The 12,884-nt window shown below is 73.1% G+C and carries 6 protein-coding genes, 1 tRNA gene and 1 pseudogene; 6 read left to right on the plus strand and 2 right to left on the minus strand.

What is annotated here, in order from left to right; genetic code table 11:
* Positions 1–167 precede the first annotated feature (167 nt).
* The 6 genes from topA to IE295_RS14000 all read left to right on the plus strand — a co-directional run bounded on the left by topA (position 168) and on the right by IE295_RS14000 (position 11,282).
* Positions 168–3,014, plus strand: coding sequence for a type I DNA topoisomerase (topA, locus tag IE295_RS13975; RefSeq protein ID WP_190063914.1), 2,847 nt, complete (start codon positions 168–170; stop codon positions 3,012–3,014).
* A gap of 208 nt (positions 3,015–3,222) precedes the next feature.
* Positions 3,223–6,960 carry a dTMP kinase gene (gene tmk, locus IE295_RS13980; protein WP_190063915.1) on the plus strand — a complete coding sequence of 1,246 codons (3,738 nt, stop codon included), beginning with the start codon at positions 3,223–3,225 and terminating at the stop codon, positions 6,958–6,960.
* A gap of 147 nt (positions 6,961–7,107) precedes the next feature.
* Positions 7,108–8,322, plus strand: a complete 1,215-nt coding sequence (locus IE295_RS13985; RefSeq protein ID WP_190063916.1) for a DNA polymerase III subunit delta' — start codon at positions 7,108–7,110, stop codon at positions 8,320–8,322.
* A gap of 220 nt (positions 8,323–8,542) precedes the next feature.
* A complete protein-coding gene (locus IE295_RS13990) occupies positions 8,543–10,144 on the plus strand; it encodes an alpha/beta hydrolase (RefSeq protein ID WP_190063917.1) in 1,602 nt (533 codons plus the stop codon).
* A gap of 99 nt (positions 10,145–10,243) precedes the next feature.
* Positions 10,244–10,317: transfer RNA gene (locus IE295_RS13995), tRNA-Thr, on the plus strand.
* 107 nt (positions 10,318–10,424) lie between these two features.
* Positions 10,425–11,282 (plus strand): hypothetical protein, encoded by an 858-nt coding sequence (locus IE295_RS14000; protein ID WP_190063918.1) that lies wholly within the window; start codon positions 10,425–10,427, stop codon positions 11,280–11,282.
* On the opposite strand, the gene IE295_RS14005 is transcribed toward IE295_RS14000, so the two are convergent.
* Together IE295_RS14005 and IE295_RS14010 are read right to left on the minus strand one after the other, a co-directional pair.
* Positions 11,270–12,130 (minus strand): aldo/keto reductase, encoded by an 861-nt coding sequence (locus IE295_RS14005; protein WP_190063919.1) that lies wholly within the window; start codon positions 12,128–12,130, stop codon positions 11,270–11,272. The genes IE295_RS14000 and IE295_RS14005 overlap by 13 nt on opposite strands.
* Positions 12,064–12,819 (minus strand): annotated as a pseudogene (locus tag IE295_RS14010) (JmjC domain-containing protein); the annotation flags it as partial. The pseudogene IE295_RS14010 and the gene IE295_RS14005, both read right to left, overlap by 67 nt.
* Between the last annotated feature and the right edge of the window lie 65 nt (positions 12,820–12,884).

Below are 12,884 nucleotides of genomic sequence, written 5' to 3' on the forward strand. Positions count from 1 at the left end.
GTGTGACGGTCCGGGCGGCAGACAGGACGCTTGTCGGGTTACCGTTCGAGTGGCGTTGCGGGCTTTTTCCGTTTGACACGGGGGCGGGATGTACCGTCACACTCCGCAGCGTCACGTAACGCCCACAGAAACGCCCACACCGAGTGCCGACCGGAAGAAGAGCGAAGTTGTCCCCGACCAGCGAGACCGCACAGGGCGGCCGCCGACTCGTCATCGTCGAGTCGCCTGCCAAGGCGAAGACGATCAAGGGCTACCTCGGCCCCGGATACGTCGTCGAGGCGAGCGTCGGGCACATCCGTGACCTGCCGAACGGGGCCGCCGAGGTCCCGGCCAAGTACAAGGGCGAGCCCTGGGCCCGCCTCGGCGTGAACGTCGACGCGGACTTCCAGCCCATCTACGTCGTCAACACCGACAAGAAGGATCAGGTCAAGAAGCTCAAGGAGCTGCTGGCCGACTCCGACGAGCTCTTCCTCGCCACCGATGAGGACCGCGAGGGCGAGGCCATCGCGTGGCACCTGCAGGAAGTCCTCAAGCCCAAGGTGCCGGTCCGCCGGATGGTCTTCCACGAGATCACCAAGGACGCCATCCAGGCGGCCGTCGCCAACCCGCGCGAGCTGAACAAGAAGCTCGTCGACGCCCAGGAGACCCGCCGCATCCTCGACCGCCTCTACGGCTACGAGGTCTCGCCGGTCCTGTGGAAGAAGGTCATGCCGCGGCTTTCGGCCGGTCGCGTGCAGTCCGTCGCCACCCGCCTCGTCGTCGAGCGGGAGCGCGAGCGCATCGCCTTCCGCTCCGCCGAGTACTGGGACCTGACCGGCGTCTTCGGCACGGGCCGGACGGGCGACGCGGGCGAGCCGGGCACCCTCGCCGCCCGCCTGACCGCGGTCGACGGCCGGCGCGTCGCGCAGGGCCGCGACTTCGGCTCGACCGGCCGGCTCAAGGACAGCGCTCAGGTGCTGCACCTGGACGAGGCGAACGCCCGCGCGCTGGCCGCGGCCCTCGCCGACTCGTCGTTCGCGGTGCGCTCCGTCGAGTCCAAGCCGTACCGCCGCTCGCCGTACGCCCCCTTCCGCACGACGACGCTGCAGCAGGAGGCCTCGCGCAAGCTGGGCTTCGGCGCCAAGGCGACGATGCAGGTGGCACAGAAGCTGTACGAGAACGGCTTCATCACCTATATGCGTACGGACTCCACGACGCTGTCCGACACGGCGGTGAACGCGGCCCGCGCCCAGGTCACGCAGCTGTACGGGGCCGACTACCTGCCCGAGAAGCCGCGCACGTACGCCGGCAAGGTCAAGAACGCGCAGGAGGCGCACGAGGCGATCCGTCCTTCGGGTGATCGTTTCCGCACTCCCGCCGAGACCGGCCTGACCGGTGATCAGTTCCGGCTCTACGAGCTGATCTGGAAGCGGACCGTCGCCTCCCAGATGAAGGACGCGACCGGAAACTCCGTCACCGTCAAGATCGGCGGGCAGTCGTCCGACGGGCGCGACGCCGAGTTCAGCGCGTCCGGCAAGACCATCACCTTCCACGGCTTCATGAAGGCCTACGTCGAGGGTGCCGACGACCCGAACGCCGAGCTCGACGACCGCGAGCGCCGGCTGCCGCAGGTCACCGAGGGCGACCCGCTGACGGCCGAGGAGATCACTGCCGACGGCCACGCCACCAAGCCCCCGGCCCGCTACACCGAGGCCTCCCTGGTCAAGGAGCTCGAGGAGCGCGAGATCGGCCGCCCGTCGACGTACGCGTCGATCATCGGCACGATCCTCGACCGCGGCTACGTCTTCAAGAAGGGCACGGCGCTGGTGCCGTCCTTCCTGAGCTTCGCCGTCGTCAACCTGCTGGAGAAGCACTTCGGCCGGCTCGTCGACTACGACTTCACCGCCTCCATGGAGGAGGACCTCGACCGCATCGCCCGCGGCGAGGCCCAGGCCGTGCCGTGGCTGCGCCGCTTCTACTTCGGCGAGGGCCCCGAGGGCGGCGCCGCCGACGCCGGCAACGGCGACGGCGACCACCTCGGCGGCCTGAAGGAGCTCGTCACCGACCTCGGCGCGATCGACGCCCGCGAGGTGTCCTCCTTCCCCGTCGGCAACGACATCGTGCTGCGCGTCGGCCGCTACGGCCCGTACGTCGAGCGCGGCGAGAAGGACGCGGAGGGCCACCAGCGCGCCGACGTGCCCGCTGACCTCGCGCCCGACGAGCTGACGGTGGAGTACGCGGAGGAGCTGTTCGCCAAGCCGAGCGGCGAGTTCGAGCTGGGCAAGGACCCGGAGACCGGCCACGAGATCATCGCCAAGGACGGCCGCTACGGCCCGTACGTCACCGAGATCCTCCCCGAGGGCACCCCGAAGACCGGCAAGAACGCGGTCAAGCCCCGGACGGCCTCGCTGTTCAAGTCGATGTCCCTCGACACGGTGACGCTCGAGGACGCGCTGAAGCTGATGTCGCTGCCGCGCGTCGTCGGCGCGGACGCCGAGGGCGTGGAGATCACCGCGCAGAACGGCCGCTACGGCCCGTACCTGAAGAAGGGCACGGACTCGCGGTCGCTCGAGAGCGAGGACCAGCTCTTCAGCATCACGCTGGAGGAGGCCCTGGCCATCTACGCGCAGCCCAAGCAGCGCGGGCGGGCCGCCGCCAAGCCGCCGCTGAAGGAGCTGGGCACCGACCCGGTCAGCGAGCGTCCGGTCGTGGTCAAGGACGGCCGCTTCGGCCCGTACGTCACCGACGGCGAGACGAACGCGACCCTGCGCCGCGACGACGACGTCGAGACGATCACGCCGGAGCGCGGCTACGAGCTGCTGGCCGAGAAGCGCGCGAAGGGCCCGGCGAAGAAGACCGCCAAGAAGACCGCGGCGAAGAAGACGACGACGGCCAAGAAGGCTCCGGCGAAGAAGACCGCCGCGAAGAAGACGGCCGCCAAGAAGACGACGGCGACGAAGAAGGCCACCGCCACGAAGAAGACGGCGGCCAAGAAGACCGCCGCCGCGGCGAAGGCGGCGGCGGACGCCGAGTAGTCGGCGCTCACTGACAGGCGAGAGGGGCGGTGGGCCGGGTTCCGGTTCGCCGCCCTTCGTCGTGCGGTCTCATGGGTGACCCTTCGGGGCTTCGGGCTTCTGGCGTGGGTTTCCGGGGGGCCTTCCGGGGGGTACTGGTCCGTACGCGTGTTCGTTCACGCGTTCGGCGCAAGGTTCAGCATTCGGGCACTCCGGATAGGCTGGCAGGATGACGCGAGCCGAGCAGCCAACAGGGGAAACCCCCACTTCCGAGGCACTGGCGGCGGACTCCCGCGAGCGTGCCGTACGGGCCCTGCTGCGCTTCCGTCCGCTCAGGCGACTGTGGAGCGCCCAGTTCAGCGGAGGCGTCGGGGACGCCCTCGCCCTTCTCGTCCTGCTGCTGTTGTCGCTGCAGGCGGCCCTGGTGGCGGGGTCGTTCGGCGGCGGGTACCGGGGCGCCGCCCTGGCCGTCGCGGCGGTCGTCGCCGTGCGGCTGTTCGCGACGCTCCTCTTCGGAGCGGTCCTGCTGGGGCCGCTGTCCGGGCTGTTCGCGCCCGCCGGTCCGCTGGACCGCCGCTGGACCATGATCGGTGCGGACGGGCTGCGGCTGGTGCTGCTCGCCCTGGCGCCGACCTGGATCGACTTCACCGAGAGCAAGGCGCTCGCCTGCCTGCTGGTGACGGCCTTCGTCGTCGGCGTCGCCGAGCGCGTGTGGACCGTGGCCAAGGACGGCGCCGTCCCGGCGCTGATGCCCAACGCGCCGCCGGAGGGCGACGCCGTACGGCCGCTGCCGGACCACTACGAGGCGCTGCGGCGCCTGACGCTCCGTACGACCTTCGTCGCGCTGCCCCTCGCCGCGGCCGTGCTCGTCGCGATCACGCTCTTCGGCAATCTGCTGGGCGGCGCCGGCCTCGAGTGGTTCCACAGCCACCAGCCCGCCCTCGGCGCGTACCTGGCGGCCGCCCTCTTCGCGGTCTCCGGCGTGATCCTGTACCTCCTGCCGCTGCCCGGCGTCCGCGAGGGCGCGAAGGCGCCTCGCGTGCGCTCCCCGCTCGAGGGAATGCGCCGCCCCAAGACCGCCCAGGGCACGCCCGACGCCGGCCGCACCGGCGCGATCCCCGTCCTCGTCCTGGCCTGCGCGGCCGTCGCGGGCGCGATCGCCGCGGCCGTCGGCGTCGCGGTGCTGCAGGCCGGCGAGCTCGGCGGCGGCCCCGTCGCCTTTGGGCTGCTGGTCCTCGCCCTCAGCGGCGGCCCGGTCGCCGGGATCCGCGGCGCGCGCAAGGTCCTCCCCGGCTTCTCCCGCCGCCGCTTGCTGGCGCTGTCGCTCGCGCTGACCGGCCTGGCGCTGCTGGCCGCCGGCCTGGTCCCCGATCCGACGACCGTGCTGCTGCTCCTGCTGCTGGCGGGCGTCGGCGCGGGCGTCGTCGCCAACACCGGCCACTCCCTCCTCGACCAGGAGACCGAAGAGAACCGCCGGGCCCGCACCACCGAGCACCTGCACGCCGTCGTCCGCGTCAGCGTCGCGCTGGGCGCGGTCGTGGCGCCCGTCTTCGCCGCCTTCGTCGGCCCGCACCGGGTCGAGAGCGGCAACTTCGTCTTCGCGCACGGCGGCGCGGCCTTCACGCTGATGCTCGTCGGCGCGCTGCTCCTGCCCGTCGGCGCGCTCGTGCTGGGCAAGACGGACGACCGGCACGGGGTGCCGTTCCACAAGGACCTGCTGGACTCCCTGCGGGGCGGCGACCCGACCGAGGGCATCAGCACCAGCGGCTTCTTCATCGCCTTCGAAGGCGGCGACGGCGCCGGCAAGTCCACGCAGGTGCGGGCGGTCGCCGACTGGATCCGCGCCAAGGGCCACGAGGTCGTCGTCACCCGCGAGCCGGGTGCCACGCCCATCGGCAAGCGGCTGCGCGCCATCCTGCTGGACGTCGCGTCGGCCGGGCTGTCGGACCGCGCGGAGGCGCTGCTGTACGCGGCCGACCGCGCCGAGCACGTCGACTCGGTCGTGCGCCCCGCCCTCGAGCGCGGCGCGATCGTCATCTCGGACCGCTACATCGACTCCTCGGTCGCCTACCAGGGCGCCGGGCGCGACCTGTCGCCGACCGAGATCGCCCGCATCTCCCGCTGGGCGACCGACGGGCTCGTGCCGAACCTGACCGTGCTGCTGGACGTCTCGCCGGAGACCGCGCGCGAACGCTTCACCGAGGCGCCCGACCGGCTGGAGTCGGAGCCCGCGGAGTTCCACCAGCGCGTCCGCACCGGCTTCCTGACGCTGGCCGCCGCCGACCCGGGGCGGTACCTGGTCGTGGACGCCGGCCAGGAGCCCGAGGCCATCACCACCGTCGTACGCCACCGGCTCGACCGGATGCTGCCGCTCTCCCAGGCCGAGATCGAGGCCCGTGAAGCGGCCCGCAAGGCGGCCGAGGAGGAGGCCCGGCGCAAGGCCGAGGAAGAGGCCGCGCGCAAGGCGGAGGAGGAGCGCCTGGAGCGCGAGCGCCAGGAGCAGCTGGCCCGGCTGCGCGCCGAGGAGGAGGCCCGCAAGCGGCGCGAGGCCGAGGAGGCCCGGCGCCGCGAGGAGGAACGCCAGGCGGAGGAGGCCCGGCAGCGGGCCGAGGAAGCCCGCCGGCAGGCCGAGGAGGAGCGCAAGCGACGCGAGGCGGAGGAGCGTGCCCACGCCGCCGAGCAGGAGCGGCTGCGCAAGCAGGCGGCCGAGGAGGCCCGGCTGCGCGCCGAGGCCGAGGAGCGGCGCCTGGAGAAGCAGCGCAAGGCGGAGGAGGCCCTGCTGAGGGCCGAGCGGGCGCGGATCGCGGCGGAGGCGGCCGAGGCGGCTGCGGCCGCTGAGGCTGTCGAGGCTGCTGCTGCGGCTGATGCCCTGACTGCTGGTGCTGGCGCTTCTCCGGCGGTTGCGGACGAGGCGCCGACGGTCGAGCGGCCCTCGCTGCGCAAGCCGGACGGGCGCGGCGATGACGGCTCCCGGGGCGGCACGGACGCGCCGACCGTGGAGACGCCGGTGCCGGGCGCGGGCGCTCCTCGTGACGCGGTCGGTGACGCGGTCGGTGGCCCTGCTCGTGACGAGGTCCGTGACGCGGCTCGTGACGCGGCCCGTGACGCGGCGGAGGCGCCGACGGTCGAGCGGCCGTCGCTGCGGAAGCCGGAGGCGCGGGACGGTGGCGAGGGCCCCGGCGCGAGTGCCGGTGGCGGCGCCCCGGCGCCCCGTACGGCCGACCCGCGGGGGGCGTGGACGGCGAAGCAGTCCGCTCCGGCCGGTGAGACGCCCGCTCCGCGGGCGTCCGAGGACGCGCGGGCGGCCGGCCGCCCGCCGGTCGTCGGGACCGCGGCCTTCCGCAAGGCGGCGGGCGCGCACGATGCGGGAGACGCCCCCACCGTCGAGACGCCGGCCCCGCGCCGGCCCGGACCCGGTGGCGCCCGGAGCGCGAAGGGCGCGGGTGCGGAGGACGAGACGGCGGTCCTGCCGCCCGTCCGGGACGCCGAGGACGAGACGGCGGTGCTGCCCCCTGTCCCCGCCGCCGAGGACGAGACGACCGTGCTGCCGCCCGTGATCACCGGTGGGCCGGTGATCCAGCGCGTCACGTGGGGCGTCGAGCCCCCGGCGGGCGAGGCCGGTTCGGAGTCGGAGGAGACGGCGGTGCTGCCGAAGCCGGCCACCCCGCCCGTACCGGCCGCGCGGCCGGAGAACCCGGCGGACCGGGTGCCGACCTGGCTGTTCCGGCCCGAGGACGGCGACGCCGGCGGGACCGGCGGCGAGGCCGGCGCCGACGCGCGGCCGGGGGCACGGGACGGATCCGAGCCCACCCGTGAGCTGCCGCCCGTCGCCGACGACCGTACGGACCGTCCGGTGCGCAAGGCGCGCCGCCGGCCCGATTGGGCCGACGACGAGGCCCCCACCCTGGCGGACGACCTCCTCGGGCGCCGGAAGCGGGGCAAGGGCGAGGAGCGCGAGCGCGACTAGCGCGTGGGCTGGTGCGGGCCGGTGCGGGTTGGTGGGTGACGCTGCGGTCATGCCCGGGCGGTCCGCCGCGTCCGCGGACGCGGGCCGCGTTGTCAGTGGCGTGTCCCACAATGGGTAACCGCAGGACGGACAGCGCGGAGGACAGCCATGGCGGTGTGGGACGACCTGGTCGGCCAGGACCGGGTGATCGAGCAGCTCGCCGCTGCCGCGCGCGACGCTGACGCGCTCGTCACGGCGGAGGCCGCCCCCGGCGGGCCCGGGCCCGGGGGCGCGTCGAAGATGACGCACGCCTGGCTGTTCACCGGCCCGCCCGGCTCGGGGCGGGCCACCGCCGCCCGGGCCTTCGCGGCCGCGCTGCAGTGCGTCAGCCCGGACCGCGCGTCCGGCGGACCGGGCTGCGGTTTCTGCGACGGCTGCCACACCGCCCTCGTGGGCACGCACGCGGACGTCGAGGTCGTCCGTACGGACGTGCTCTCGATCGGCGTCAAGGAGACCCGCGACCTGGTCCGGCGCGCCCAGCTGTCGCCCGCCGGCGGCCGCTGGCAGGTGATCGTCCTGGAGGACGCCGACCGGCTCACCGAAGGCGCCGGCAACGTCCTGCTCAAGGCGGTGGAGGAGCCCGCTCCGCGCACGGTGTGGCTGCTGTGCGCGCCCTCCCTGGAGGACGTGCTGCCGACGATCCGCTCCCGCTGCCGCTCCCTGACGCTGCGCACGCCGCCCGTCGGCGCCGTGGCGGACATCCTCGTGCGCCGGGACGGCATCGAGCCGGAGCTGGCCGACCGGGCCGCCCGGGCCACCCAGGGCCACATCGGCCGGGCCCGCCGCCTCGCCACCGACGAGCGGGCCCGCGCCCGGCGCGCCGCCGTGCTCAAGATGCCGTTGCGGGTCGCCGACATGGGCGGTGCCCTCAAGGCCGCCCAGGAGCTGATCGACGCCGCCTCCGAGGACGCCAAGCAGGTCGCGGAGGAGGTCGACACCAAGGAGACCGAGGAGCTGCGCGCGGCGCTCGGCGCCGCGGCGGGCACCGGCGGCCGGCTCCCGCGCGGCACGGCCGGCGCGATGAAGGAGCTCCAGGACCGCCAGAAGCGCCGTGCGACCCGCACCCAGCGCGACAGCCTCGACCTGGCCCTGACCGACCTCACCGGCTTCTACCGCGACGTCCTGGCGATACAGCTCGGCTCGCGCGTCGAGCTCGCCAACACCGACGCCCGCGCCGACCTGGAGCGGATCGCCGCCGGCTCCCGGCCGGAGGCCACGCTGCGCCGCATCGAGGCGATCGTCGCCTGCCGCCAGGCCCTCGACCGGAACGTGGCCCCCCTCCTTGCCGTCGAGGCGATGGCGGTGGCGCTCAGAGCGGGCTGAGGCGCCCGGGAGGAGCGAGGGGTGTGCGGGCGCGTGAGTAATACGGGCGGGGCGGGGCAGACCGCAGGTTGGGTGATTCCTCACTCGTACGAGGACTAGTGACCGGTAAGGCTGGCCAAGGCGGGTATCCGTCCGGATACGCTCCGTAAAGCCCGCATGTGGTGCGTGATGCGCGTCATGTGCGAGATGCCACCTGTCTCCCACCCCGAGGGACCAGCCGATGGACACCAGCCGCCTGCTCCGTACATCCGGCACGCTCGTCGCGGCCGCGGCCCTGCTGATCTCGGCGGCCGTCGCGGGAAGCGCGGTGCCGAGCGCGAGCGCGGCAGGGTCCGGCAGAGCGCGGGAGGCGGCCGCCGACGCCCCGGCGCCCCCGCTGGAACCCCTGCCCGTCGCGGTGCCCGCCGCCCTGCGCCCGTACTACGCCCAGAAGCCCGCCTGGCGGCCCTGCCCCGGCAAGAACGGCGCCGGATTCGAATGCGCCACGCTGCGCGCCCCCCTGGACTACGACGAGCCGAAGGCCGGGGACGTCAGGCTCGCGGTCTCCCGCAAGAAGGCCACCGGCCACGGCAAGCGCCTCGGCTCCCTCATGGTCAACCCCGGCGGCCCGGGCGGCTCGGCGATCGGCTTCCTGCGCGGGTACGCGGCCGCCGGCTACCCCGCGCCCGTCCGCGCCCGGTACGACATGGTGGCCATGGACCCGCGCGGCGTGGCGGCGAGCGAGCCGATCCAGTGCCTGTCCGACGAGGAGATGGACGACTACGCCCAGGTCGACCAGACCCCGGACGACTCCTCCGAGGTCCGCGAACTGGTCGCCGCGTACAAGAAATTCGCGACCGGCTGCGCGGACCGCTCCGGCCGGCTCCTGCGGCACGTCTCGACCGTCGAGGCCGCCCGCGACATGGACATCTTCCGCGCGGCCCTGGGCGACGAGAAGCTGCACTACGTCGGCGCCTCGTACGGCACGTTCCTCGGCGCCACCTACGCCGGGCTCTACCCCTCCCGCGTCGGCAGGCTCGTCCTCGACGGCGCGCTGGACCCCTCGCTCGGCCAGGAACAGGTCAACCGCGACCAGAACGCCGGCTTCCAGACCGCCTTCGCCTCCTTCTCGCAGGACTGCGCCCGGCACGACGACTGCCCCCTGGCCTCGGGCGGCCGCACGGAGGTCGCGGCGGCCCGGCTCAGGGCCTTCTTCGACCAGCTCGACCGTTATCCCCTTCCCACGGGCAAACAGCGCGAGCTGACCGAGAGCCTGGCCACCACGGGTGTGATCTCCGCCATGTACGACGAGGCGTCCTGGCCGCTGCTGCGCAAGGCCCTGAGCAACGCCCAGCACGGCGACGGCGCCCTCCTGCTGCGCCTGTCCGACGCCTACTACGAGCGCGACGAGCACGGCGCCTACAGCAACCTGATGCCCGCCAACTCCGCCGTGAACTGCCTCGACCTGCCCCCCGCCTTCAGCGGCCCGGCGGCCGTCCGCCGGGCCCTCCCCGACTTCGAGAAGGCGTCCCCCGCCCTCGGCACGAGCTTCGCCTGGTCCGCTCTGACCTGCGCATACTGGCCGACCCAGGCCACCGGCACCCCCCACCGCATCACCGCCACGGGCGCCGCCCCCATCCTCGTCGTGGGCACCACCCGCGACCCCGCCACCCCCTACCCCTGGGCCCGCGCCCTGGCCTCCCAGCTCTCCTCCGGCCGCCTGCTGACCTACGACGGCGACGGCCACACCGCCTACACCCGCGGCAGCTCCTGCGTCGATTCCGCCGTCAACGACTACCTCCTCACCGCCACCCCGCCCCCCGCCTCCCGCAAGTGCACCTGACCTGCGAGCTCCCCTCCCCGGCCGCCGTGTACGGAGCACCCCCGGAACCTGTGTAGACTTGGGCGCGCTGCTGAAGCCGACCTCGGTATCCGGCAGCTTGCCGCCTTAGCTCAGTTGGCCAGAGCAACGCACTCGTAATGCGTAGGTCTCGGGTTCGAATCCCGAAGGCGGCTCAGAGAAACCCCAGGTCACATTGCCCGTGACCTGGGGTTTTCTGCTACCCGGGGCGTGACGGGTCGCGCGGCCGGGGCTAGTTCCGGTTCATCGCCGAGGAGGTCCAGTGTCGTTCACTCTTCCTGCCAGCGCCCGGGTTGATCTGCGAGTCGAATCGGTCGATGGCGTGCTCGACGAGGTCGAGCGTGCTCTTCACACGCAGTTGGACAGGGGCACGCTGGTGCGCAAGCGGCGGTCGCTGGGGGCGCGCACTGACCGCGGCACGTGGGTGCGGGTCGAGCGGCGCCGCTTCGACAAGATCGGCAGCCAAGGCTGGAACGGCACCGAATGCGCTGCCCTCGTGGAGGGAGTGGCCAAGCCGCAGTGGCACCGAGGCATTGCGTGGAGGCAGCCCGGGGACGCCGTGATGTGGCGAGTCGATGAGACGGACCTCCTGCCCGGTGCGCCCGTCGGCAGTAGTGTCCTGGCTGCCGAACCCGCGCTGTCGGACGACTGGTGGCGGGCGTTCAACAGGTCGCTGGATGCCCTGGCCAGGCAGCACACGAGGCGCGTCGCCACCCCGGACACCGTGATGATCACGCAGAGCGGTGTCGCCGAGGCGGTCCAGCGCTTTCTCCCCGGTGGCGTCGACGTGACAGTGGAGCGGTGGCTGCCGGCACACGCGGATCTCAACTGGGCGAACATGACCGGGCCGGAGTTCTGCCTGTTCGACTGGGAAGACTGGGGAATGGCCCCCCAAGGGCTGGATGCCGCGTCGCTGTGGGGCAACTCCCTCGCTGTCCCGGCTCTGGCCGAGCGCGTCCGCCACGAGCGGCGCCACGATCTGGAGAGCCGGGACGGCAAGCTGATGACCTTGTTCGTCTGCGCGAAGATCCTGGCTCCTGACGCCCATCCCGAAGACCCTCGCCTTGGGCCCGCACGCGTCATGGCCGCGCGGGTCGCGGAGGACCTTCAGAGAGGCTGACGATCTCGCTGTTCGCGGAGAAGCCGCCGATAGGTACGGAGGCTGCCCGCGTCGGCCTGGTACTGAAGGGCGTCCACGAGTTCCCCGAGGTGGGAGGGGCTGTCCGTACCGACGGCGATCCTTCCCGCCCGCGGTAACCAGCAGGCCACACGGAAGGTGGCCTGCACGGCCGACAGGCCGTCGTGCGGCTCCTGGATGAACACCCGTGGGTCCAGCTTGCCCCACAGCGGCTGCGTCGCGCTGCCCCCGAAGGGGCTCATGCCCCAGAGCCGGGCCGGGTCGAGGCCCCAGCGGGCCGCCAATGCCTCGGAGGCTTCCAGGACGTCGATTCCAGCGAGGAGGCCCGCACGGACCATGACCGCGTCGGGCCTGGGCAGGGTGCCGTCCACGAGACCGGGCAATGAGCGGGGGTCCCATGAGGAGATGCCCCAGCCTCCGCACAGCCCCTCTGCTGCCGCCCTCTCCACGGCGGCGCACGCCGTACCCAGCCTGTCCTGGTTGGCTGCCGAGAAGCCGGTCAGTGACCGCTCCGGATTGTGGAGGAACACCAGATCCGGGGCGCGGCCCAGGTCGCGGTTGGTCTGCTCCACGGCTTCCCGGAGACGACAGGGATCGAGGGAGTGCTCGGCCCGGCCGGCGGCCGGGAAGAAGCCGACCTTGGTGGAGAGCTCGAAGCGGGGGAGGAGGTCGCTTCCCGCGGTCGCCAAGGCAGTGTGAGCCGAGAAGCCGCGGTAGTTGAAGCTGGTGTCGATCGCGTCGACACCGAGTTCAAGGGCGCTCGTCAGGATCCGGCGCTCGTAGCGAGACCGGTGTAGCCCGAGAACAATTCGGGGGTCACGCTCGCGCACAACTCCTCCTCCACCAAAATCTTCGCCAGTGCCTCCACCTCGGCGCCCACCTGCCGAGCAGCCTCGTCCAGCCGCACGGGGAAGCCACTCAGAAGCAGGCGGAGCCCAGGCAGGGCCTGGGCCGCGAAGGTGAGCTTCTTTCCTGCGGCCACCACGATGACCGCCTCCCCGTCCTGAGTGATCACGGGCGGGAACTCGCTGACGCACGCCACGACTTCAAGGGGGCCGAAGAAGTCCAGGAACGGGATGTGGCGGCCGGGAGGAGCTTCCTGCTCACGGCGCCGGAGGAACTCTGCCGGATCGCGGTCGTCGATGAGCCGGCAAGCCGCAGTGGCCAGCCCGTGCTGCTGGGCCCGCCACTCGTCGGGGCTGCCCCAGCGGTCGAGGTCGTGGCGGAACGCCTCCTCCCGGCGGGACCAGTCGGCAAGCCAGGTCAGCCAGCTCACGGCGGTGCGTTTGGCGAAGCCGAAGGTCACGTGGGTGCTGTGGCCCCCGCCTCGGCCCACGCGCGTGGCTGCATGCCAGAAGCCGCGCGGGATGTGCATCACGTCGCCGGCATTCATGGTTCCGGTCCACACGATCTCGTCGCTGGGGGTGTTGTTCCGCTCGGCATCCCGGAACATGGGTGCGGGCCGGGATGCGCCCCGTACTTCCCACTGCTTCTCGCCGGCGAGCTGCACGATGAGGAGTCGGGTAGGCCCCCCGCATTGCTGCGGGGGAGCCCCCCTCAGAACCGGACGTGCACCTCTCGGCG

The organism is Streptomyces griseocarneus (genome assembly GCF_014655595.1).
GTDB classification, from domain to species: domain Bacteria; phylum Actinomycetota; class Actinomycetes; order Streptomycetales; family Streptomycetaceae; genus Streptomyces; species Streptomyces griseocarneus.

Bases quoted from the DNA above. Each gene is read 5' to 3' on its own strand.
- tmk (WP_190063915.1), top strand. From the start codon at position 3,223: ATGACGCGAGCCGAGCAGCCAACAGGGGAAACCCCCACTTCCGAGGCA.
- IE295_RS13985 (WP_190063916.1), top strand. From the start codon at position 7,108: ATGGCGGTGTGGGACGACCTGGTCGGCCAGGACCGGGTGATCGAGCAG.
- IE295_RS13990 (WP_190063917.1), top strand. From the start codon at position 8,543: ATGGACACCAGCCGCCTGCTCCGTACATCCGGCACGCTCGTCGCGGCC.